The organism is Streptomyces sp. NPDC020742 (assembly GCF_040641675.1).
Lineage (GTDB): Bacteria > Actinomycetota > Actinomycetes > Streptomycetales > Streptomycetaceae > Streptomyces.
On the sequence record NZ_JBFAEA010000014.1, the window covers coordinates 82,035 to 103,180 of the forward strand.

A 21,146-nucleotide genomic window follows, 5' to 3' on the forward strand; every position below is an offset into this window, starting at 1 on the left:
CAACAAGGGATTCCGTTGTTGCCTTTTGGTTACGCGACGAATTCTGCGATTCTTGGCTCGACAACCCCGACACGTTGTCGGTGCCTGCTGACAGAATCCCGGCATGATGCACGACACCAGGGGGACGACCGCGGGGGCGGTCGAGGGAGGCACCGACGGGCGGGTCGCGGACGGGCCGCGCTCGGTCGAGGAGCTGCGCCGGCGGACCGACGCCGGCAAGCGCGTCAAGTACGTCGCTTTCTGGGGGCACCGCCCACGGCCCGACGGCACGCTCGGTGCGAGCTGTTTCAGCCAGTGGTGGCCCGCGCCGTTCACGGTCGACGGGGTCCGGTATGCCACCGCGGAGCACTGGATGATGGCCGGCAAGGCCCGGCTGTTCGGCGACGCCGAGGCGGAGCGGCGGGCGGTCGCCGCGCGCCACCCCAAGCAGGCGAAGGACGCCGGACGCACGGTCACCGGCTTCGACGAGGAGACCTGGCAGCGGCACCGCTTCGAGCTGGTCGTCACCGGCAGCGTCCACAAGTTCGGGCACCACGCCGACCTGCGGGAGTTCCTGCTGGGCACGGGCTCCCGGGTGCTGGTCGAGGCCAGTCCGGTGGACCGGAGATGGGGCATCGGCCTGGCCGCCGATGACGAGCGTGCCGCCGACCCGGCCCGCTGGCGGGGGCTGAATCTGCTGGGCTTCGCCCTGATGGAGGCCCGCCAGCGGCTGCGGGAGGCGGCCAACCAGGCTCCGGGCCGCCCCGCATAGCATGGCCGGGCCGTTCCGCGCCCTGCGCGCGCCCTTTGACCAGGAGGAAGCGTTGTCCGATCTCGATGCCTTCATCGCGGGCCTGCCCAAGGCGGAGCTGCACGTCCACCACGTCGGATCGGCCTCGCCACGGATCGTCTCCGAACTGGCCGCCCGGCACCCCGACTCCGCGGTCCCCACCGACCCCGAGGCGCTGGCCGACTACTTCACCTTCCGCGACTTCGCCCACTTCATCGAGGTGTACCTCTCCGTCGTGGACCTGATCCGCGACGCCGAGGACGTCCGGCTGCTGACGTACGAGGTCGCCCGGGACATGGCGCGCCAGCAGATCCGCTACGCCGAGCTGACCGTCACCCCGTTCAGCTCCACCAGCCGCGGCATCCCCGACGGCGCGTTCGTCGAGGCCATCGAGGACGCCCGGAAGGCCGCGGAGTCCGAGCTGGGCGTGGTGCTGCGCTGGTGCTTCGACATCCCCGGTGAGGCGGGTCTGGAGGCCGCCGAGGAGACCACCCGGATCGCCTGCGGCCTGCAGCCCGAGGGCCTGGTCTCGTTCGGTCTCGGCGGCCCCGAGATCGGTGTCCCGCGGCCGCAGTTCAAGCCGTACTTCGACCGCGCCCGCGCCGTCGGGCTGCACTCCGTCCCGCACGCCGGTGAGACCACCGGCCCGGAGACGATCTGGGACGCACTGCGCGACCTGGGCGCCGAGCGCATCGGCCACGGCACCAGCGCCACCCGGGACCCGAAGCTGCTGGCCCACCTCGCCGAGCACCGCATCCCGCTGGAGGTCTGCCCCACCTCCAACATCGCCACCCGCGCGGTGCGCACGCTGGAGGAGCACCCCCTCAAGGAGATGGTGGACGCGGGCGTGCAGGTCACGATCAACAGCGACGACCCGCCGATGTTCGGCACGGACCTGAACACCGAGTACGGCGTCGCCGCCCAGCTGCTGGGGCTGGACACCGGGGGCCTGGCCGCCCTGGCCAAGAACGCCGTGGCGGCCTCCTTCATGGACGCCCCCGGCAAGGCCCGGCTGGCCGCGGAGATCGACGCGTACACGGCGTCCTGGCGCGGCTGACACCACGCAGGACAATGCCGGCCCGCCGCGGGGCGTCCCCGCGGCGGGCCGGTGCGTTCCAAAGGCCCCGACCGGGCGCCAACCACCCCCGGTGGACGACCCGTTGGCGCCGCTACAGCCCCACGATCCCGTTCCACTCCCGGGCGAACCCGGCCCGCTCCTTGGACGTGATGTCCCGCGCGATGGCCAGCCGCTTGCGCAGGGCGCCGTCCGGGAAGACCAGCGGGTCCTCGGCGAGCGCGGCGCGGTCCTTGTCCTTGGAGGAGGCCAGCACGTCGCGGGCGGCCGGCACGGGGCAGACGTAGTTGACCCAGGCGGCCAGCTCCGCGGCGACGGCCGGTTCGTAGTAGTAGTCGATCAGCCGCTCGGCGTTGCGCTTGTGGCCGGCGAGGTTGGGGATCATCAGGCTCTCCGCCCACAGCTCGGCGCCCTCCTCGGGCACCACGAACTCGATGTCCGGGTTGTCGGCCTGGAGCTGGATCACATCGCCCGAGTAGGCCTGGGCGGCGAGCACATCGCCGGAGTCCAGGTCCTTGATGTAGTCGTTGCCGGTGAAGCGCCGGATGTGGCCCTTGCGGACCAGGCCCCGGAGCTGGTCGGTCATGGCGTGGAAGTCGTCGGCGGTCCAACGGGTGATGTCAACGCCGTTGCCCTGCATCAGCATCGCGAACGCCTCGTCGAGCCCGGACAGCAGTGTGACCCGGCCGCGCAGGTCGTCCTTCCACAGGTCGGAGGTGTGCCGGATCTCCCGGCCGAGCTTGCGGCGGTTGTAGGCGATGCCGGTGATCCCGGACTGCCAGGGGACGGAGTGCCTGCGCCCCGGGTCGAAGTGCGGGGTGCGCAGCAGCGGGTCGAGGTACTGGGCGACGTGCGGCTGGGCGGCCCGGTCCATCTCCTGGACCCAGCCCAGCCGGACGAACCGGGCGCACATCCAGTCGCTGATCACGATCAGATCGCGCCCGGTGCTCTGGTGGTTCATCAGTGCCGGGCTGACCTTGCCGAAGAACTCGTCGTTGTCGTTGATCTCCTCGGTGTAGGTCACCGATATCCCGGTGCGCCGCTGGAAGGCGTCGAGGGTGGGCCGGCGCTCCTTGTCGTGGTCGTCGACGTCGATGTAGAGCGGCCAGTTGGCGAAGACCAGCCGGTGGTCGCGTGCCGAGCGGTCCGGGCCGCCGCGGTCGGCCGCCCGGACGTACGCCGGCGGGACCCCGCATCCGGCCACGGCGGCCAGCGCCCCCGTCACACCCAGTCCGCCCATACTGCGGAGCAGCGCCCGCCGCGAAAGATCAGCCATGGCGAGCACTCTCACGTGTTGCGGGCGGAGGCGGCAAGCGACAGAGCGTCAGTTGCCGGGCCTCCGCCCGCGACGGTGTGTCGAGCGTGGGGTGCCGCTCGACGGTGCAGTTACCCCGGTGCCCTGCCGGCGGCTCAGCCGTCCAGCGAGGTCATCACGTGCTTGATGCGGGTGTAGTCGTCGAAGCCGTAGGCCGACAGGTCCTTGCCGTAGCCGGACTTCTTGAAGCCGCCGTGCGGCATCTCGGCGACCAGCGGGATGTGGGTGTTGATCCACACGCAGCCGAAGTCGAGGCTCTTGGACATCCGCATGGCACGGGCGTGGTCCTTGGTCCACACCGAGGACGCCAGCGCGTACTCGACGCCGTTGGCCCACTCGACCGCCTGCTTCTCGTCGGAGAAGGACTGGACGGTGATGACCGGGCCGAACACCTCGTGCTGGATGATCTCGTCGTCCTGCTTGAGGCCGGAGACGACGGTCGGGGCGAAGAAGTAGCCCTTGTCGCCGACCTGCTCGCCGCCCGCCTCGATCTTGGCGTGCGCGGGCAGCCGCTCGATGAAGCCCTTGACCTGCTGGAGCTGGTTGGCGTTGTTCAGCGGGCCGTAGAGCACGTCCTCGTCGTCGACCGCGCCGGTCTTGGTCTCCGAGGCGGCCTTGGCCAGCGCGGCGACGAACTCGTCGTGGATGGACTCGTGGACGAGCACCCGGGTGGCGGCCGTACAGTCCTGGCCGGCGTTGAAGTAGCCGGCGACCGAGATGTCCTCCACGGCCTTGGGGATGTCGGTGTCCTCGAAGACCACGACCGGGGCCTTGCCGCCGAGCTCCAGGTGGACCCGCTTGAGGTCCTTGGAGGCGGACTCGGCGACCTGCATACCGGCCCGCACCGAGCCGGTGATCGAAGCCATCGCCGGCACCTTGTGCTCGACCATCAGGCGGCCGGTCTCCCGGTCGCCGCAGATGACGTTGAAGACGCCGCGGGGGTGGCCGAGCTCGTCCAGCACGCTGCCGATGATGTCGGCGATCAGCACCGTCGAGGCGGGCGTGGTGTCGGAGGGCTTGATGACGACGGTGTTGCCCGCGGCCAGCGCCGGGGCGAACTTCCAGACGGCCATCATCATCGGGTAGTTCCACGGCGCGACCTGGGCGCAGACGCCGACCGGCTCGCGGCGGATGATCGAGGTGAAGCCGTCCATGTACTCGCCTGCCGAGCGGCCCTCCAGCATCCGGGCGGCACCCGCGAAGAAGCGGATCTGGTCCACCATCGGCGGGATCTCCTCGGAGCGTACGAGGGCGACCGGCTTGCCGCAGTTCTCGGACTCGGCGGCGATCAGCTCCTCGGCGCGCTCCTCGAAACGGTCGGCGATCTTGAGGAGGACCTTCTGGCGCTCGGCGGGGATCAGGTCACGCCAGGCGGGGAAGGCGGCCTCGGCGGCAGCCATCGCCGCGTCGACGTCGGCGGCGCCCGAAAGCGGGGCGGTGGCGTACGCCTCACCCGTCGCGGGGTTGACCACCTCCGTGGTCCGCCCGTCGGCGGCGTCCCGGAACTCCCCGTCGATGTAGTTGCGCAGACGACGCAGTGCGGTGGTCACTGTGCGCCCCCTTCAGTTCAGATGTCCGGTCAGTTAGCACCACCCTAGCCGTGGGACCCACGTTTTCGACACACCCGCCACTCAGGAACAACGGAATCAGTGAATTTTCGATCCCCACACGACTAATTTCATCGATTCGGGGTTGCAACACTGCCGAGGCTCGTGCACAGTGAAGGACGTGGCGCCTTCTCGTAACAGTCCTGACAGAACCGGCACTCCGTCGATCGACTCCGTCTCCCTGGCGATCATCGAGCAGCTCCAGGAGGACGGTCGCCGTCCGTATGCCGCGATCGGCAAGGCCGTGGGCCTGTCCGAAGCGGCGGTGCGGCAGCGCGTACAGAAGCTGCTCGACCAAGGCGTGATGCAGATCGTCGCGGTCACCGACCCCCTCACGGTCGGTTTCCGACGGCAGGCAATGGTCGGCATCAACGTCGAAGGCGACCTCGATCCCGTGGCCGACGCCCTGACGACCATGGAAGAGGTCGAGTACGTCGTCATGACCGCGGGCTCCTTCGATCTCATCATCGAGATCGTCTGCGAGGACGACGACCACCTGCTGGAAATGATCAACAAGCGGATCCGCACGCTGCCCGGCGTCCGATCCACCGAGAGCTTCGTGTACCTCAAGCTCCGGAAGCAGACCTACACCTGGGGAACGAGATAGCAATGAGTCGCGACCTCTCCAAGACGGCCTACGACCACCTGTGGATGCACTTCACCCGCATGTCGTCGTACGAGAAGGCCCCCGTGCCCACGATCGTGCGCGGTGAGGGCACCAACATCTACGACGACAAGGGCAAGCGCTACATCGACGGCCTCGCCGGCCTGTTCGTGGTCAACGCCGGCCACGGCCGGGTGGAGCTCGCCGAGACCGCCTACAAGCAGGCGCAGGAGCTGGCCTTCTTCCCCGTGTGGTCCTACGCCCACCCCAAGGCCGTGGAGCTGGCCGAGCGCCTGGCGAACGAGGCTCCCGGCGACCTCAACAAGGTCTTCTTCACCACCGGCGGCGGCGAGGCGGTCGAGACCGCCTGGAAGCTGGCCAAGCAGTACTTCAAGCTCGTCGGCAAGCCCACCAAGCACAAGGTGATATCCCGGGCGGTGGCCTACCACGGCACCCCGCAGGGCGCCCTGTCGATCACCGGTCTGCCGGGCCTGAAGGCGCCCTTCGAGCCGCTGGTCCCCGGCGCGCACAAGGTCCCCAACACCAACATCTACCGCGCCCCGATCTTCGGCGACGACCCCGAGGCCTTCGGCCGCTGGGCCGCCGACCAGATCGAGCAGCAGATCCTCTTCGAGGGCCCGGACACCGTCGCCGCGGTGTTCCTGGAGCCGGTGCAGAACGCCGGCGGCTGCTTCCCGCCGCCGCCCGGATACTTCCAGCGCGTCCGCGAGATCTGCGACCAGTACGACGTGCTGCTCGTCTCCGACGAGGTCATCTGCGCCTTCGGCCGGCTGGGCACCACGTTCGCCTGTGACAAGTTCGGCTATGTCCCGGACATGATCACCTGTGCCAAGGGCATGACCTCGGGCTACTCCCCGATCGGCGCCTGCATCGTCTCCGACCGCCTGGCCGAGCCGTTCTACAAGGGCGACAACACCTTCCTGCACGGCTACACCTTCGGCGGCCACCCGGTCTCCGCGGCCGTCGGCATCGCCAACCTCGACATCTTCGAGCGCGAGCGCCTCAACCAGCACGTCCTCGACAACGAGGGCAACTTCCTGAGCACCCTGCAGAAGCTGCACGACCTGCCGATCGTCGGCGACGTCCGCGGCAACGGCTTCTTCTACGGCATCGAGCTCGTCAAGGACAAGGCCACGAAGGAGTCCTTCAACGAGGAGGAGACCGAGCGCGTCCTGTACGGCTTCCTCTCCAAGGCCCTGTACGAGAACGGTCTCTACTGCCGCGCCGACGACCGTGGCGACCCGGTCATCCAGCTCGCCCCGCCGCTGATCGCCGACCAGCCGGTCTTCGACGAGATCGAGCAGATCCTCCGCACGGTCCTCACCGAGGCCTGGACCAAGCTCTGACCAGCACGTTTCCGACCGGGTTACCGCGTCACCCCGATCGGAAACGAAGCTTTAAGGGTCACAACTGAACATCTAGCGGCCCAGATTCACTCTCTTCAAGCCATACGAGTGAATCTGGGCCGTTATACGGTCAACAGACGAATACCAGGGGTCACCAATCCTTACCGTGCTAGTGACCGATACCCTCCATGGTCGTTCACCCGCTCGGGGGAACGAGTCGACGCGAACTATCAAGAGGTGCGCAGATGGTGGCCCCGCCTGACAACGACGTTCTCTGGGCCCGCGGCCTGCACCACTCATACGGTGGCACCACCGCCCTCGCCGGGGTCTCCCTCGGCGTCCGCGAAGGCGAGATCCTCGCTGTCACCGGCCCGCGCGGCAGTGGCAAGACGTCCCTCCTGAAATGCCTTTCCGGTCAACTCGTGGCATCCGAGGGCGAGATCTGGTTCAACAGTGCCCCCGTGCACACCCTCTCCTCCCCCAGCCGCGAACGGCTGCGTCTGGACCGGTTCGGGTGGATCGACACCGAACCGCACCTCGTTCCCGAACTCACCGCCTGGGAGAACGCCGCCCTGCCGCTGCTGCTGCGCGGCGCCGGCAGCCGCGCCGCCAAGCACACCGCGCTGGAATGGCTGGACCGCCTCGACGTCGGTATGTGCGCCCGCCGCCGGCCCGCCCGCCTCGACCAGTCCCAGCGCCAGCGCGTCGCCATCGCCCGCGCCCTGGCCACCACCCCGCAGGTGCTGTTCGCCGACGAACCGACGGCGCCGCTTCACCACACCGACGGCACCCAGGTACTGCGCACCCTGACCACCGCGGCCCGGTCGCACCAGATCACAGTGGTCCTGGCCACCCATGACACCGAGGTCGCCACCGCGTTGGCGGACCGCTCCCTCGCGCTGCTCGATGGCCGAACGTCGACCGCAGCGCCCGACACCACCGGCTCCTCCGATGAGGAAAGCAGGGCAGCGTGCTCGCTCTCCGTCTAGCCCGCGGCTCCCACCCCCTCGTTCTGCTGCGGCGCCTGTGCGTCGCCGCTGCCGCCGCCGGCACCGGCTTCCTGCTGCTGTCCACCATCGGCCACGCCGCCGGCCACCCCGCCGCGGTGGAGGAATCGCTGGTACGACTGCTGTGGTGCGCGGCGCCGCTCGCCGCCACCGCCCAGTTCGCGGTGTCCACGGCCCGTACGGACCCCGCCGCCCGGCTCCAGCGCGGTATGACCGCGGCCGGCCTCGGCCCCCTCCGTCTCACCCTCCTCGCCACCGCTTCCACCGCACTGACCTGTGTCCTCGGGGTGCTCCTCGCCCTGTTCGCCTTCTTCCGGCTCCGCGGCGACCTCGGCGGACCTGCCGGCGCCACCTCCCTCGGCATCGACTCCGACCTGCTGGGCGCCGGCCACCCCGTGCCGCTCGTGGGCGCCCTGCTGCTGCTGGCGCTCGTGCCGCTGACCGCCGCCGCCGCGACCGCCGTCTCGCTGCGCCCCCGCGACGAGACCGGCACCGCGGACGCCGAGGTCCGCCCCCGCACCGTGCCGCCCTCCGGTCTGCCGTGGGGGATCGCCCTGGCCGCGGCGGGCCTGGCGATCGAGGCCTACACCAGCCCCGGAACCGCCCACTCGCACGGTCTGCTGCCCCTGCCCGGCCGCCTCATCGGCAGCCCGCCGGGCGTCCTCGCCGGCTGGGCCCTGTCCGCCTTCGGCCTCGTCCTGGCTGGCCCCGGCCTGGTGCACCTGTGCGGACGGCTCCTCTGCGCTGGCCGCCCCGGTGCGCTGCGCCTCCTCGCCGGCCGCGTCCTCCAAGAGGACTCCCACCGCCTCGGCCGTCCGCTCGGTGTGCTGTGCGCGGTCGCCTCCGCCGCCTACGCCGCCGTCAAGGTCTATGAGGCCTCTCCCACCCGCCCGTTCGGACCGCTCACCGCGGTCGGTGCGGCGGTCGTCCTCGCCTGTGTCACCGCCAGCGCCCTCACCGCCGCGCTGGAGTCCCGCTCCGCCCGCTCCCACACCACGGCCGCCCTCCGCCGCCTGGGCGCCTCCGCCTCCGCACTGCACCGCGCCGCCGCACTCCGCACCCTCGCCCTCCTGGTCGTCCTGGCCCCCCTGACCTGGACGGTGGCGGAAATGGCCACGTTGCCACTGGTGCACTGAGGCGTACGACGGGCCGGCCGGGACGCTGGGCCGGCTGCGGCTTGTCGCTTGATCCGGCTTGTCGCCTGGTGCGGCTGGTCGCTCGGCGTTTCCTGGTGCCCGGTGCGGCTTGTCGCTCGGCGTTTCCTGGTGCCTGGTGCGGCCTGCCGCCTGGTACGGCCCGTCGTTTGGTATGCCCCTGATGCCTGGTAGGACTCGTGGCCCTGTGCTGCCCGTTGCCTGGCACGGCCCGTTCCGGCCGCCTGCCGCCCGCGGCGGGTATCCGGCTATCCGGGTGGCCGGCTGCCGGTCGGCTGGGTGCCGAGCCGGATCCGTATGGCCGATGGCCGGCGCTCCCCGTGTCAGCCGGTGAAGCGGCGGACGTAGCGCCGCTGCCAGGGCGTCTCGACGGCGCGGCGGTCGTAATGGCGGCGTACATACGCCACCGCTTGGTCGGGTGCGACGCCGTCGAGCACGGCCAGGCAGGCGAGAGCGGTACCGGTCCGGCCACGGCCGCCCTCACAGGCCACCTCGACGCGCTCGTTCTCGGCACGGGCCCATGCCTCGGCGAGCAACGCCTGCGCCTGTGAGTGACGGGCGGGCAGCCGGAAGTCCGGCCAGCGCAACCATCGGGCCTCCCAGGAGACCTGGGGAGGCTGCTTGCCCAGCAGATAGACGGCGTACGTCGGTCTCGGTCCGTCCGGAAGCGGCCGGCGCAGGCCCCGGCCGCGGATCAGCCGCCCGGAGGGAAGTCGGAGGACACCGGGGGCAGTTGCCGGCCATGTCTCGGTCATCCGCCCACGGTAGTGGTGTCGACGGGATGATGAACGGTGATGCCCGAGCAGAGGGCGCACAGCGCACCGCTTTTCGGCCGAGGGCAGTTGAGGGTCGGGACGGGCCGTCGTCAGCTGGGGGCGAGGGCCGTTGCCTCGATCTCTATCTGCCGGTCCGGCCGGGCCAGGGATGACACTTCCAGCAGGGTGTCCGCCGGGTAGGGCCGGGAGAGGAACTCGCCGCGCAGGGCGATGATGTCCTCTAGGTGGGCGGCCAGGTCCGTGACGAAGATGCCGACCTTCACCACGTCCGCGAGCGAGGCCCCGGCCGCGGTGAGGACCCTTTCGACGTTGGCGAACGCCTGCCGCCCTTGCGTGCGGAAGTCGTCCGAGACGGTCCTGCCCCGTTCATCGATTCCCGCCTGGCCAGAGACGTGGATCAAGCCGCCGGCCCGGACGGCCTGGGAGATCCGGTACGGCTCGTACCAGTCCGGTTCGGTCGCGATGCGCTCGATCCTCCGCTCGGACGGTGCCCCTGTGGTTGCCCTTCCCATGCTGATCACTCCCCCGTAGATCCATGCATCTACATTGCTTGCATGCGCATACATAAGTTTCGGCTGCATGTACGCTGCTGTCAAGACCCCAGGGGAAAACGGCAGATACCGCACAGCGGCACCCGCGGCGGACGGACCGAGCGGCAGACTGACCGAACGACAGACGGGTCCGGCGGAAGAGAGTGGATGGCCATGGACGCGGAGCACTGGGACCGGCTCGGAGCACTGCACACACGCGTCGAGCAGGAGCTGGCACGTGCCCTGCAGCAGCATCACCGCCTCGGCCTCTCCGAGTACCGCGCGTTGGCGCGGCTGGCCGAAGCGGACGACGGCGAACTGCGCATGCAGGAACTCGCCGACCTCATCGGCCTCAACCAGAGCTCCGTGAGCCGGCTGGCCTCCCGCCTGGAATCGTCCGGCCTGACCCGCCGTGACCTGTGCCCCGACGACCGGCGCGGGGTGTACAGCGTCATCACGGACGAGGGCCGGCAGCTGCAGAAGGAGGCCCGCCCGACCTATGACGGGGCCCTGCGCGCCGCACTCGATGCCGCAGCCGCCGACGGGCACCTCCGCCCCCTGGTGGATTCCCTGCGGTCCTAACATGACGGGCGTGCAGCCGAATTCAGAGTCCTCAGCGCCCCAGCCCCGTCCCGACACCCGCTCCCACGCCCCCGACCACAGCCCCGAACTCGGCCAGGAAAACAGCCGGGAAACCGGTCGGGAAACCGGTCGTCCGGGCGGTCGGGAAAGTGACCTTGCAAGCGCTCGCACGGCCGAGGGCACAAGCGACCGCGAGGCCGACCGCGAGATCGAGTCGCTCGACGAGTTCGACCGGGTCGTCGCCGCGGGCGGACTGGCCGGACACCGCGTCCAGTCGGTCGACCTGACGGACCGTACCTTCGCCCTGCTCGGCGCGGACACCACGGACTCCGTGTTCCTCGGCTGCGCCATGGAGCCGGACGCCGCCGCGAAAATACGCGCCGGGGGCGCGCTGGTCTTCCCACCGATACCGGGCCTGCCGTTCGACCCCTACCGGGGCAGCCTCTACGACCCAGACGAGCTCTTCGCGGGGTTGAACGACGCACACGGCTACGGCGCCACCCCCGATGCCCGTACCTACGACTGGTACCAGCGGACCAAGTCGGACGGCGACATCTTCTCGTCCATGCTGCGCAGCATCCACGACGACGCCGTCTCCGACGCGCTGGACGAACACCTCGCCGGCGCCCAGGTGGTGGGCATCATGGGCGGGCACGCCCTGGAGCGCGGTACGCCCGACTACGCGGGCGCGGCCCGGCTCGGCCGTACGCTCGCCCGCGACGGCCTGACCGTGGCGACCGGCGGCGGCCCGGGAGCGATGGAGGCCGCGAACCTCGGGGCGTACGCCGCGCCCTTCGAGGACGAGATGCTCGACGCGGCGCTGGAACTCCTCGCCAAGGCACCGCACTTCGCCCCCTCGGTCACCGACTGGGCGCGGGTCGCCTTCGACGTGCGCCAGGGCTGGCCCGGGGGCGGCGCGTCGGTCGGCATTCCCACCTGGTTCTACGGGCACGAGCCGCCGAACCCCTTCGCGACCCATATCGCCAAGTACTTCATCAACGCGCTGCGCGAGGACGGGCTGCTGGCGCGTTCCCGTGCGGGCGTGGTGTTCCTTCCGGGTGCGGCCGGGACCGTACAGGAGATATTCGACAACGCGACCCCGAACTACTACGGGTCGCGTGGCGAGCCGACCCCCATGGTGCTGGTGAACCGCGCGCACTGGACCGAGCGGCTGCCCGCCTGGCCGCTGCTCCAGGCCCTTGCGGCAGAGCGTCCGATGGCGGCGCGGATCGCCCTGGTCGATTCGGTGGACGAGGCCCCGGAGGCACTGGCCCGTCTCAGGGCGAAGGCCTCCGTGAGCGCGACGAACCCGTGAACCCCGCTCCGTGATATCTGCCCACCCGAGGCAACTCCCGTCCCAATATGAGCGTCTGCCAAGCCAGGTAATGAACGGGTAAGGCAGACAGCGGGCGAACGGAGCTCTTGGTGATCATCGGCCTTCTGACGGCCGTAGCGGCGTCGGCCTGCTACGGCACGGGCTCGGTCCTACAGGCGGTGGGCTCGCGCAAGTCCGCTCGTCGGGAAGCCGCCAAGGCCTCCACCACCGGTGTCACCCAGCACGGCGGCCCCAGCCTTTCCTCCACCGCGAAGGCCGCCGTGACCTGGGAATTCATGGTGGGCACGGTGCTGGACTTCATCGGCTTCGGGCTCGGTGCACTGGCGGCACGGCTGCTGCCGCTGTTCCTCTCCCAGACGGTGATCAGCGCCAACCTCGTGATCACCGCCGTCCTGAGCATCAAGCTCCTCGGCATCCGGCTCGGCCGGGCCGAGTGGGGCTCCATCGCCGTGGTCTGTTCGGCGCTGGTGCTGCTGGCCACGGCCGCAGGGCCGGAGGGCAGCGGGCATACGCCGATCGCCGCCCACTGGTGGCTGCTGGTCGCCTCGCTCGTCCTCATCGGCGGGGGCACGCTGGTGGTGCGCCTGCTGGGCAGCCGGGCCGCGATCCTCGCCGGTCTGCTCTCGGGGCTCGGCTTCGGCGCGCTCGGTGTCGGCGTGCGGGTGCTGAACGGCGCGGCACCGTTCCATCTGCCGTCCCTGCTGACGGACCCCGCGCTGTACGCCATCCTCGTCGCGGGCATCGGCGGTATGTATCTGCACACCGTGGCCCTGCAGATCGGCTCGGTGAACGGCGCCACGGCGGCGCTGGTGGTGGGCGAGACGGTGGTCCCGGGCATCCTCGGGGTGGTGTGGCTCGGTGACGCCTCCCGGCCGGGGTTCGCCTGGGTCGCGGTCCTCGGCTTCGTGGTGGCGGTGGCCGGGGCGGTCGGGGTCGCCTGGTTCGGCGAGCCGGAGCCCACGCCGGAGGCACCTCACCAGCAGCAGAACCGTAGCCAGAACCACAACCAGAATCACGTCCAGAGCCACGACGAGAATCAGGACGAGAGCGGGAATCGGGGACGGGCGAAGGCCCCGTCCGGTGCCACGGCGGAGGCCGGCGGCGCTCGCCCGGCCGTGGGGGACGCCCGCCCGGAGGCCTCCCTGGCGGCCACTCCCGAACGCTGACCCTCCCCGAGGGCTGGCCTTCCCTGAGGGCTGGCCTTCCCCGAGGGCTGGCCTTCCCCGAGCGCTGGCTTGCGGAAGGCTGACCTTCCCCGAAGGCCGGCTGCCGCCCACGGCCAACCACGCCTCACCGGCGACCGACCGCCCGCCCGGCTCCCCCTACCCCTCCGCCGCCTCCACGGCCCCCGAAGCCCCGGAAGCCCCCGAAGCCCCCGAAGCAGCATCCAGCACCACCACATCCGGCGCCGCAAAGGCGATCCCGACCCGCTCCCCCACCTCCGGAGCGTCGCTCAGGGCGCAGGCCGCCTCCAACTGGGGACCGCAGGCCGGCTGCAGGAGCAGGGTGACATGGGTGCCGCGGAACGTACGGGCGGCGACGGTGGCGGGCAGGCCGTCCGCGGCGGGGGTCAGCCGTACCCCTGCCGGGCGTACCAGCAGGCGGCAGTGGCCGTTCGCGGTGTTCTCGGGGACCGGCACCTTGCCCCAGGGGGTGGCGGCGGCCTCGCCCTGCACGGTCGCCTCGACGACGTTGTCGAAACCGAGGAAGCGGGCGACGAATTCGGTGGCCGGTCGCTGCCAGACCTCCAGCGGGGTGCCGGTCTGCGCGATCCGGCCGTCCTGCATCACCACGACCCGGTCGGCGAGCGCGAAGGCCTCACCCTGGTCGTGCGTGACGGCGAGCACGGTCGTACCCAACTCGCCGAAGAGGGAGCGGAGTTCGACGACCAGTCGCTCGCGCAGTCCGCGGTCGAGCTGGCCGAGCGGCTCGTCCAGCATCAACAGGCGGGGGCGCGGCGCCAGGGCGCGGGCCAGAGCGACCCGCTGTTGTTCGCCTCCGGAGAGGGAGGCCACGGCGCGCCGCTGGGCGCCCGGCAGCCCGACGAGGTCCAGCAGGCCGGCCACGGTGCGCTCCCGCTCGGCACGTGAGGAGCCGCGCATCCGCAGCCCGAAGGCGACGTTGCCCGCGACATCGCGCTGTGGGAACAGCTGGTGGTCCTGGAACATCAGGCCGACCCCGCGCCGGTGCGGGGGCACTCCCGACTGCTCCCGCCCCTCCAGCAACACCGCTCCCGCGTCGGCCTGTTGGAGGCCGGCGACCACCCGCAGCAGGGTGGACTTACCGCTCCCGCTCGGCCCCAGGACGCAGACGATCTCGTGCGCGGCGACGTCCAGCTCCACCGCGTCGAGCGCGGGCCGTGCCGAGGTGCCGAAGCGGACGGTCACCCCGTCCAGCCGCAGGAGCCGATGCGCCGGGCTCTGCGCCGCGCTGTTCGCCGGTGCCGTCATCTAGAACTCCCCGGAGTGGTCGGTTCGGGCGCGCTCCAGGGCCAGCAGGGCACCGGCGCACACCAGCATCAAGATGGTCGACAGGGCCATCGCCTGCCCGTAGTTGAGCTCGCCGGCGCGCCCCAGCAGCCGCGCCACGGCGACCGGGAGCGTCGGTCGGTCCGGCCGTGCGATGAAGACCGTCGCGCCGAACTCGCCGAGCGAGACGGCGAAGGCGAAGCCCGCGGCGATCAGCAGCGCCCGGCGCACGATCGGCAGGTCGACCTCCCGCCACACCCGCCACGGCGAGGCGCCGAGCACCGCGGCGGCCTCGCGCAGCCGCGAGTCGACGGCCCGCAGCACGGGCAGCATGGTGCGGACCACGAAGGGCACGCCCACCAGCGCCTGGGCGAGCGGGACCAGCCACCAGGAGGCACGCAGGTCCAGCGGGGGCCGGTCGAGGGTGATCAGGAAGCCGAAGCCGACGGTGACCGCGGAGACTCCGAGCGGCAGCATCAGCAGGGCGTCGAAGCCGCGGACGCACCGGCTGATCACGGGAGTCCGCCCGGACCGGCCGGGCCGCAGCCGCGGCAGGGTCAGGACCGCGGCCGCCAACCCGCCCACCACCAGGGCGATCGCGGTGGCCGCCGCCCCGTAGGCGAGGGAGTTCCACAGCGCTTCCAGGGGTGGCACGGTGAAGGTGCTGTCGGCGGTCGCGGCGGAGCCCAGCGAGGCGTAGAACGTCGTTCCGTAGCCGTCCGGTCCGGCGAACGACCGCTCCACCAGTACGGCCAGCGGTGTGAGCAGCAGGATGACGATGACCAGCAGCGTGCCCCACAGCAGCGCCCACTGGCCCGGGCCGCGCGGCCGGCGGGCGGTCCGCGCGGCGTCCACCAGCCGCAGCGTGGACTCCCTGCGTCGGACGGTCCAGGCGTGCAGGGCCAGGACGCCCAGCACCGCGGCGAACTGGACGAGGGTGAGCACCGCGGCCGTGGACAGGTCCAGGAAGTCCGCGGTCTGCCGGTAGATCTCCACCTCCAGCGTCGAGAAGGTGGGCCCGCCCAGGATCTGCACCACCCCGAAGGAGGTGAAGGTGAACAGAAAGACCATCAGGGCGGCGGCCGCGACGGCCGGCCCCAGGGCGGGCAGCGTCACCCGCCGCCAGGCCGCGAACCGGCCGGCGCCCAGTACCCGCGCGGCCTCTTCCTGCCGCGGGTCGAGCTGTCCCCACAGTCCGCCGACGGTCCGTACCACCACCGCGTAGTTGAAGAAGACGTGCGCCAGCAGGATCGCCCACACCGAGGTGTCCAGGCGCACCCCCCACAGGTCGTCCAGCAGCCCGCCGCGCCCGAGGAGGGCGAGGAAGGCCGAGCCGACGACGACGGTCGGCAGCACGAACGGCACCGCCACCACGGCCCGCAGCAACTGCTTGCCGGGGAAGTCGAAGCGCGCGAAGACATAGGCACCCGGTAGCGCGACCAGCAGGGTCAGCCCCGTGGAGGCGGCGGCCTGCCAGACGGTGAACCACAGCACGTGCGCCACGTCCGGGTCGGTCAGCACCGTGCCGATCCGCCCGAGCTGCCACTGTCCGCCGTCCTTGAGCCCGCGTCCGACGATCGCCACCACCGGGTAGGCGAAGAACAGCGCGAAGAAGGCGAGCGGCACTGCCATCAGGCCGAGCCGCACCGCCGTTCCCCGTGCGGGGCGCCCGCGCCGGGCGCCCGTGCCCTCCGCAGGCGCTACTTCAGGACGAGCGAGGACCACTGCTTGATCCACTGGTCGCGGTTCTTGGCGATGGCCTCCGGGGCCAGCGTCTGCGGCTTGTCGATCGTCGTGCCGTACTTGGTGAACACCGCCGGCACCTTGGCGTCCTTGCGTGCCGGGTTGACGAACATCTGCAGCGGCTCGTCCTCCTGGAACTGCCGACTCAGCAGGAAGTCCAGCAGCGCCTTGCCGCCCTTCTCGTTCTTCGCACCCTTCAGGAGGCCACCGAACTCGATCTGCCGGAAGCAGGTGCCGGTCGCGACGCCGGTCGGTGCCTGCGCCGGCGCGGGCTTCTTGCCGAGGACCTCGGCGGGCGGGCTGGACGCGTACGACACCACCAGCGGCTTGTCGCCCTTGTGCTTGCCGGCGGCGGAGCCGGAGAACCGGTCGTTGTAGGCCTGCTCCCAGCCGTCGACGACCTCGACGTCGTTGGCCTTGAGCTTCTTCCAGTACCCCTGCCAGCCTCCCTCAGACTTCGTCCGGGAGGCGCCCCCATCGCCGTAGGCGGCGATGGTCGCGAGCTGGAAGGCGAGCCCCGGCGAGGACGTCGCGGAGTTCTCGGTGACCAGCAGTCCCTTGTAGCGGGGCTTGATCAGATCGTCGAAGGTCTTCGGCGGCGCCATCTTGTGCCGGGCGAAGTAGCCGCGGTCGTAGTTGACGCAGATATCGCCGTAGTCGAGCGGGGTGACGCGGTGCTGCCCCTTGTCGAGCTGTAGCGCGGCCGGGACGCTGTCCAGCCCCTTGGCCCGGTACGGAGTGAACAGACCCTCGTTCAGTCCGCGCGAGAGCAGGGTGTTGTCGATGCCGAAGAGCACATCGCCCTGGGGGTTGTCCTTCGACAGGATCGCCTGGTTGACGGCCTTCCCGGCGTCCCCGCCCCGGAGGATGTTCACCTTGTAGCCGCTCTCCTTCTCGAAGGCGGCGAGGACGGACTTGGACACGTTGAACGAGTCATGGCTGACGAGCGTGACGGTCTTGGCGTCCGCGCTCCCCCCGCCCTGGCCGCCGCACGCGGTGAGTGCGGTCATGCCGACCGCGGCGGCAACCGCGCTCGCGGCGATCCTGCTGGTGGTGCTCACTGATTTCCTCCTGGCTGGCCAGGAAGAGACGCGGCCCTGCCCCGGGTCCGCGGCTCCGTCGTACGAGGACGTACCGGACGGGGGGGGACCCGGGGCAGGGCGCAACAGCATGAGTGACGACCGAACTTCCTACCCGGAATGACCCGGGCGAGGTTCAAGGGTCTGCGGGCACCGAGGACCGGGACCAGGAAGTGGACCAGGACTACGACGCTTCCGCACTCTCAGCGCTGTGGCGCTCCCCTGTCGGAATGTGCATTTGTTCGACCTCACCGTACCAGCGGGCGGTCAGCGTTCCGAGGCCGCGAGCTGGCCGCAGGCGCCGTCGATCTCCTGCCCGCGGGTGTCCCGGACGGTCACCGGCACCCCGTGCGCCTCGATGGCCTGGACGAACGCCCGCTCGTCCTCGGGGCGGGAGGCGGTCCACTTCGACCCCGGTGTCGGGTTCAGCGGAATGAGGTTCACATGGACCCGCTTGCCCTTCAGCAGCCGCCCCAGGAGGTCACCGCGCCACGCCTGGTCGTTGATGTCCCGGATGAGCGCGTACTCGATCGAGATCCGCCGCCCGGACTTCTCCGCGTACTCCCAGGCCGCGTCCAGGACCTCGCGCACCTTCCAGCGCGTGTTGACGGGCACCAGGGTGTCGCGCAGCTCGTCGTCCGGGGCGTGCAGCGAGACCGCCAGCCGGCACTTGAAGCCCTCGTCGGCGAACCGCAGCATCGCCGGCACCAGGCCGACGGTGGAGACGGTGATGCCCCGCTGGGAGAGCCCCAGCCCGTCCGGCTCCGGGTCGGTCAGCCGCCGGATGGCGCCGACCACCCTCTTGTAGTTGGCCAGCGGCTCGCCCATCCCCATGAAGACGATGTTCGACAGCCGCGCCGGCCCACCGGGCACCTCGCCGTCACGCAGCGCCCGCATCCCGTCGACGATCTGGTGCACGATCTCGGCGGTGGAGAGGTTACGGTCCAGACCGGCCTGCCCCGTAGCGCAGAACGGGCAGTTCATCCCGCATCCGGCCTGCGAGGAGATGCACATCGTGACCCGGTCCGGGTAGCGCATCAGCACGGACTCGACGAGCGTGCCGTCGTGCAGCTTCCACAGCGTCTTGCGGGTGGTGTCGTTGTCGCACGAGATGTGCCGTACGACGTTCATCAGGTCCGGCAGCAGCTCGCCCGCCAGCTTCTCGCGCGCCGCCGCCGGGATGTCGGTCCACTGCGCCGGGTCATGCGCATAACGGGCGAAGTAGTGCTGCGACAGCTGCTTGGCGCGGAACGGCTTCTCACCGATCGCGGCAACCGCCTCGCGGCGCTCGGTGGGGCTGAGATCGGCAAGGTGCCGAGGGGGCTTCTTGGCGCCACGGGGCGCGACGAACGTGAGTTCTCCAGGTGCAGGCATGGTGCGTCCAGTGTGGCAGATCGTTTACGGGGGCCCGGGCCGGAGCCGTGAGCGGTGAGGGGCGTTCACCGACTGCGGTCTTGTGTCATCGGCGGTCCACCTCACAGGGCCCAGACACGGCCCCGGGGCGGCGGGTGAACCGACCCAAGCCCGCCGAGCCGGTGGTGCATCCGCGGCTTCGCGGGGCCGGTGAAGGGGAAACTGGGTGTGCAGTCGTCGCCCCCGGAGATCTCGGCTTGGTTGCGTTAGCCGGCGCGTGCGGGGCTGGCTCGCTCACCAGGCGCATACTGCTCGTAATGACAAAGCCTGCCGCAGCCCGGCGCCATCTGCCGTCCAGTCCCTTCAAGCCCCCGGCCACGCGCCCTCCCAAGCAGTTCGCGCTAGGCGACCGGGTCACACACGACGAGCACGGTCTCGGCCGGGTTACCGGTATCGAGGGCGAGATCGCGGTACTTGTCGACTTCGGTTCGCTACAAGCACGGATCATGAGTCCGTACGGCAAATTGGTCAAGCTCTGAGAACCCCGCGACGTTCGGGGCAGCCGCATGCTCAGCCACGATGGCGGGGTGCCTAACGGAGCACCCACGCCGCACAAAGCCGCATAGCGGCAGCAGCCGCTGCCCCTCTCCGGAGCGTCCGGTCCGCTCACCCTGCTGCATCCGTGACGGCAGCGGTCCGGCGCCCCGCCCCTCCTGACCAGCTTCTCTCCCCCCGGGGGACGGCCCGGCCCTGCCCCACCCCTCGTGCCCCGCGACTGCCGCACGGACGCCGCCCACGGATCCGGCAGAGCCTGCTGGCGTACGGCCGTGCGGCAGCGGCCAAGTGGCCCGGCGCCGCGGCCGGTCGCACCGCCCCCGCGGCCGAGCACGCACGGAACCGCCTGCACACCACCCACGCGCGCATCACACCCCGCAACGACAGCCAACGCGCCTTCCTCACCGGCTCACTCGCGTCCCTGCGCGAACTGAACAGAGCACGGACGGAACGCCTGCTGGAGGCACGCAGCAACATCGGCCCGCCCCCGTCCCTGTGGATGGCGCCCTTCTGACCAGCGGGCTGGTCCTCGGGTTCTCCGTCGCCTTCGGCAACCGCCCGATGCCCCGTCGGCAGCTGAATCCGCTACGGCTACCCGCGCCGGGACAAGTCGTCCAGGTGGACGGCCACGGCCCTGGTGCAGGTCTCGGCGCTCAGGAGGTCGGGGTCGCGTACGGCGGTGAGGCAGAGGCCGTCGAGGAGTGCGGTCAGGCGCTCGGTCTCCAGGGCGAGGTCTCGGCCGGGCCGCAGGGTCCCGGACTCGTCGAGCCGGGCCAGGACGCGGTGCACCAGCCTCCTGGCGCCGGCGGCGGTCTGGTGTGCCAGGTCCCGGAAGGCCGGGTTGGTGCGGGCCGCGGCGTTGAAGTCGAGGAAGACGGTGACCTCGGCGCGGCGGCGGGCGTCGAGCGGCAGCAGCTCGGCCAGGAGGCCGGCGGCGAGGCGCAGCCGCTCCTCACGGGGGTGCCGGCTCAGGTCCCCGATCCGCTCGACGTGCTGGAGCAGCCGCTCGGTGAGGCCGTCGAGCATCGACTGCATCGCGAAGTCCATCAGCTCCTGCTGGCTTGCGAAGTAGTGGCGCAGGGAACCGATGTTGAGCCCGGCCTCGTCGGCGACGGCGCGCAGTGAGGTGCGTTGCAGGCCGTCCCGGACGACGACGCGGAAGAGGGCGTCGACGACCTCGCGGCGACGGGCGTCCGGATCCACGACCTTTGGCATAACGCCTTTGTATCACATGCGTGATACATTGTTTTGTATCACATGCGTGATACAAAAAGGAGGGACTCCATGGAGCGCTACCTCAACCTCATGCTGCTCCGGTTCGGCGTCATCGCGGGTGGGCTGGTGGTCCTGGCCCTGGTGATCTTCGCCGTGGCCCTGGCCCTCAAGCGCCGGGGCAGGCTCGACCAGGCCCGCCGGTACGCGAACCCCGCGCTGCGCGCGGTGTGGCGTGCCGCCGCCCGGCGCCTGGAGGACGGCCCGGCGCGGGCCCGTACCCGGGACCGCCGGCGGTGACCGGCCTGGCGATGGACTCGTCGGACCTGGTCCACCACCTGCTGCGGGACTATGCGATCAAGGGCCTCATCGTCGTGGCCGCGGTGGCCGTGCTGGCGCTGGGGATGACGGTGATCTGGCGGCGGGCCGGCCGGACCGGAGACCGGCGGGGCGCCCCCAGCGAGTGACGCCCCGGTGCGGGACCTCACTCCCTCATGGGCCGCACCACCACCCGGCCCACCACACCACAAAGCCCCTTACCTGCGGCAGAACCGCTGGTAAGGGGCTTCGGACCGGGCTGCGGGGACCAGGAGCAGCTACCTCTCTCCGACCGG

The 21,146-nt window shown here is 70.9% G+C and carries 22 protein-coding genes and 1 riboswitch; of the genes, 13 read left to right on the top strand and 9 right to left on the bottom strand.

Annotated elements, in window-relative coordinates:
- Window positions 1-106 precede the first annotated feature (106 nt).
- Together AB0G84_RS23180 and AB0G84_RS23185 are read left to right on the top strand one after the other, a co-directional pair.
- The gene (locus AB0G84_RS23180; protein WP_361324098.1) at window positions 107-751 is read left to right on the top strand and encodes an NADAR family protein; all 645 of its coding nucleotides are present in this window, start codon (window positions 107-109) and stop codon (window positions 749-751) included.
- A gap of 52 nt (window positions 752-803) precedes the next feature.
- The gene (locus AB0G84_RS23185; protein ID WP_361323842.1) at window positions 804-1,826 is read left to right on the top strand and encodes an adenosine deaminase; all 1,023 of its coding nucleotides are present in this window, start codon (window positions 804-806) and stop codon (window positions 1,824-1,826) included.
- Between the two features lie 112 nt (window positions 1,827-1,938).
- Here AB0G84_RS23185 and AB0G84_RS23190 read toward each other — a convergent pair whose 3' ends face one another.
- Together AB0G84_RS23190 and AB0G84_RS23195 are read right to left on the bottom strand one after the other, a co-directional pair.
- Window positions 1,939-3,120 carry a spermidine/putrescine ABC transporter substrate-binding protein gene (locus AB0G84_RS23190; RefSeq protein WP_361323845.1) on the bottom strand — a complete coding sequence of 394 codons (1,182 nt, stop codon included), beginning with the start codon at window positions 3,118-3,120 and terminating at the stop codon, window positions 1,939-1,941.
- Between the two features lie 134 nt (window positions 3,121-3,254).
- Window positions 3,255-4,709 (bottom strand): gamma-aminobutyraldehyde dehydrogenase, encoded by a 1,455-nt coding sequence (locus AB0G84_RS23195; RefSeq protein ID WP_361323848.1) that lies wholly within the window; start codon window positions 4,707-4,709, stop codon window positions 3,255-3,257.
- Window positions 4,710-4,887: 178 nt separating this feature from the next.
- Here AB0G84_RS23195 and AB0G84_RS23200 point away from each other — a divergent pair, with 178 nt between their 5' ends.
- From AB0G84_RS23200 to AB0G84_RS23215, 4 genes are all read left to right on the top strand, one after another.
- Window positions 4,888-5,373: an Lrp/AsnC family transcriptional regulator gene (locus AB0G84_RS23200; protein ID WP_043266334.1), complete on the top strand. Its 486-nt coding sequence runs from the start codon at window positions 4,888-4,890 to the stop codon at window positions 5,371-5,373.
- A gap of 2 nt (window positions 5,374-5,375) precedes the next feature.
- The gene (locus tag AB0G84_RS23205) at window positions 5,376-6,737 is read left to right on the top strand and encodes an aspartate aminotransferase family protein (RefSeq protein WP_361323852.1); all 1,362 of its coding nucleotides are present in this window, start codon (window positions 5,376-5,378) and stop codon (window positions 6,735-6,737) included.
- A gap of 245 nt (window positions 6,738-6,982) precedes the next feature.
- Window positions 6,983-7,726: an ATP-binding cassette domain-containing protein gene (locus tag AB0G84_RS23210; RefSeq protein ID WP_361323855.1), complete on the top strand. Its 744-nt coding sequence runs from the start codon at window positions 6,983-6,985 to the stop codon at window positions 7,724-7,726.
- Window positions 7,708-8,880: a hypothetical protein gene (locus AB0G84_RS23215; RefSeq protein WP_361323858.1), complete on the top strand. Its 1,173-nt coding sequence runs from the start codon at window positions 7,708-7,710 to the stop codon at window positions 8,878-8,880. The genes AB0G84_RS23210 and AB0G84_RS23215 overlap by 19 nt, the downstream gene beginning before the upstream one ends.
- A gap of 341 nt (window positions 8,881-9,221) precedes the next feature.
- Here AB0G84_RS23215 and AB0G84_RS23220 read toward each other — a convergent pair whose 3' ends face one another.
- Both AB0G84_RS23220 and AB0G84_RS23225 read right to left on the bottom strand, forming a co-directional pair.
- A complete protein-coding gene (locus AB0G84_RS23220; protein WP_361323861.1) occupies window positions 9,222-9,653 on the bottom strand; it encodes a protein-tyrosine phosphatase family protein in 432 nt (143 codons plus the stop codon).
- Window positions 9,654-9,763: 110 nt separating this feature from the next.
- Window positions 9,764-10,186, bottom strand: coding sequence for a RidA family protein (locus AB0G84_RS23225; RefSeq protein ID WP_361323864.1), 423 nt, complete (start codon window positions 10,184-10,186; stop codon window positions 9,764-9,766).
- A gap of 192 nt (window positions 10,187-10,378) precedes the next feature.
- Here AB0G84_RS23225 and AB0G84_RS23230 point away from each other — a divergent pair, with 192 nt between their 5' ends.
- From AB0G84_RS23230 to AB0G84_RS23240, 3 genes are all read left to right on the top strand, one after another.
- Entirely contained in the window at window positions 10,379-10,786 is a 408-nt protein-coding gene (locus tag AB0G84_RS23230) for a MarR family transcriptional regulator (protein WP_361324101.1), read from the top strand.
- 208 nt (window positions 10,787-10,994) lie between these two features.
- Window positions 10,995-12,101 carry an LOG family protein gene (locus AB0G84_RS23235; RefSeq protein WP_361324104.1) on the top strand — a complete coding sequence of 369 codons (1,107 nt, stop codon included), beginning with the start codon at window positions 10,995-10,997 and terminating at the stop codon, window positions 12,099-12,101.
- A 110-nt stretch (window positions 12,102-12,211) separates the two neighbouring features.
- Window positions 12,212-13,288, top strand: a complete 1,077-nt coding sequence (locus AB0G84_RS23240) for a hypothetical protein (RefSeq protein ID WP_361323867.1) — start codon at window positions 12,212-12,214, stop codon at window positions 13,286-13,288.
- 156 nt (window positions 13,289-13,444) lie between these two features.
- Here the strand turns inward: AB0G84_RS23240 and AB0G84_RS23245 are convergent, their stop codons facing one another.
- The 4 genes from AB0G84_RS23245 to rlmN form a co-directional block, all read right to left on the bottom strand.
- On the bottom strand, window positions 13,445-14,572 hold the full coding sequence (locus AB0G84_RS23245) for an ABC transporter ATP-binding protein (protein WP_361323870.1): 1,128 nt from the start codon (window positions 14,570-14,572) through the stop codon (window positions 13,445-13,447).
- Window positions 14,573-16,222 carry an iron ABC transporter permease gene (locus tag AB0G84_RS23250; protein ID WP_361323873.1) on the bottom strand — a complete coding sequence of 550 codons (1,650 nt, stop codon included), beginning with the start codon at window positions 16,220-16,222 and terminating at the stop codon, window positions 14,573-14,575.
- 68 nt (window positions 16,223-16,290) lie between these two features.
- The gene (locus tag AB0G84_RS23255) at window positions 16,291-17,394 is read right to left on the bottom strand and encodes a thiamine ABC transporter substrate-binding protein (RefSeq protein WP_361323876.1); all 1,104 of its coding nucleotides are present in this window, start codon (window positions 17,392-17,394) and stop codon (window positions 16,291-16,293) included.
- A gap of 108 nt (window positions 17,395-17,502) precedes the next feature.
- Window positions 17,503-17,646: riboswitch (TPP riboswitch) on the bottom strand.
- A 33-nt stretch (window positions 17,647-17,679) separates the two neighbouring features.
- A complete protein-coding gene (gene rlmN, locus AB0G84_RS23260; protein ID WP_361323879.1) occupies window positions 17,680-18,786 on the bottom strand; it encodes a 23S rRNA (adenine(2503)-C(2))-methyltransferase RlmN in 1,107 nt (368 codons plus the stop codon).
- Between the two features lie 296 nt (window positions 18,787-19,082).
- Here rlmN and AB0G84_RS23265 point away from each other — a divergent pair, with 296 nt between their 5' ends.
- Together AB0G84_RS23265 and AB0G84_RS23270 are read left to right on the top strand one after the other, a co-directional pair.
- Window positions 19,083-19,304: a hypothetical protein gene (locus tag AB0G84_RS23265; RefSeq protein ID WP_361323881.1), complete on the top strand. Its 222-nt coding sequence runs from the start codon at window positions 19,083-19,085 to the stop codon at window positions 19,302-19,304.
- Window positions 19,305-19,447: 143 nt separating this feature from the next.
- Window positions 19,448-19,834, top strand: a complete 387-nt coding sequence (locus AB0G84_RS23270; protein ID WP_361323884.1) for a hypothetical protein — start codon at window positions 19,448-19,450, stop codon at window positions 19,832-19,834.
- 77 nt (window positions 19,835-19,911) lie between these two features.
- On the opposite strand, the gene AB0G84_RS23275 is transcribed toward AB0G84_RS23270, so the two are convergent.
- On the bottom strand, window positions 19,912-20,535 hold the full coding sequence (locus tag AB0G84_RS23275; protein WP_361323887.1) for a TetR/AcrR family transcriptional regulator: 624 nt from the start codon (window positions 20,533-20,535) through the stop codon (window positions 19,912-19,914).
- 69 nt (window positions 20,536-20,604) lie between these two features.
- Between AB0G84_RS23275 and AB0G84_RS23280 the strand changes: the two genes are divergently transcribed.
- Window positions 20,605-20,832, top strand: coding sequence for a hypothetical protein (locus AB0G84_RS23280; protein ID WP_361323890.1), 228 nt, complete (start codon window positions 20,605-20,607; stop codon window positions 20,830-20,832).
- Window positions 20,829-20,999, top strand: a complete 171-nt coding sequence (locus AB0G84_RS23285; RefSeq protein WP_361323893.1) for a hypothetical protein — start codon at window positions 20,829-20,831, stop codon at window positions 20,997-20,999. Before AB0G84_RS23280 ends, AB0G84_RS23285 begins: the two co-directional genes overlap by 4 nt.
- The last annotated feature ends 147 nt before the right edge of the window (window positions 21,000-21,146 follow it).

Excerpts from the sequence above, each read along its gene's own strand:
- AB0G84_RS23180 (WP_361324098.1), top strand. The coding sequence starts at position 107 with ATGCACGACACCAGGGGGACGACCGCGGGGGCGGTCGAGGGAGGCACC.
- AB0G84_RS23190 (WP_361323845.1), bottom strand. The coding sequence starts at position 3,120 with ATGGCTGATCTTTCGCGGCGGGCGCTGCTCCGCAGTATGGGCGGACTG.
- AB0G84_RS23205 (WP_361323852.1), top strand. The coding sequence starts at position 5,376 with ATGAGTCGCGACCTCTCCAAGACGGCCTACGACCACCTGTGGATGCAC.
- AB0G84_RS23210 (WP_361323855.1), top strand. The coding sequence starts at position 6,983 with ATGGTGGCCCCGCCTGACAACGACGTTCTCTGGGCCCGCGGCCTGCAC.
- AB0G84_RS23220 (WP_361323861.1), bottom strand. The coding sequence starts at position 9,653 with ATGACCGAGACATGGCCGGCAACTGCCCCCGGTGTCCTCCGACTTCCC.
- AB0G84_RS23225 (WP_361323864.1), bottom strand. The coding sequence starts at position 10,186 with ATGGGAAGGGCAACCACAGGGGCACCGTCCGAGCGGAGGATCGAGCGC.
- AB0G84_RS23230 (WP_361324101.1), top strand. The coding sequence starts at position 10,379 with ATGGACGCGGAGCACTGGGACCGGCTCGGAGCACTGCACACACGCGTC.
- AB0G84_RS23245 (WP_361323870.1), bottom strand. The coding sequence starts at position 14,572 with ATGACGGCACCGGCGAACAGCGCGGCGCAGAGCCCGGCGCATCGGCTC.
- AB0G84_RS23250 (WP_361323873.1), bottom strand. The coding sequence starts at position 16,222 with ATGGCAGTGCCGCTCGCCTTCTTCGCGCTGTTCTTCGCCTACCCGGTG.
- rlmN (WP_361323879.1), bottom strand. The coding sequence starts at position 18,786 with ATGCCTGCACCTGGAGAACTCACGTTCGTCGCGCCCCGTGGCGCCAAG.
- AB0G84_RS23265 (WP_361323881.1), top strand. The coding sequence starts at position 19,083 with ATGACAAAGCCTGCCGCAGCCCGGCGCCATCTGCCGTCCAGTCCCTTC.
- AB0G84_RS23275 (WP_361323887.1), bottom strand. The coding sequence starts at position 20,535 with ATGCCAAAGGTCGTGGATCCGGACGCCCGTCGCCGCGAGGTCGTCGAC.
- AB0G84_RS23280 (WP_361323890.1), top strand. The coding sequence starts at position 20,605 with ATGGAGCGCTACCTCAACCTCATGCTGCTCCGGTTCGGCGTCATCGCG.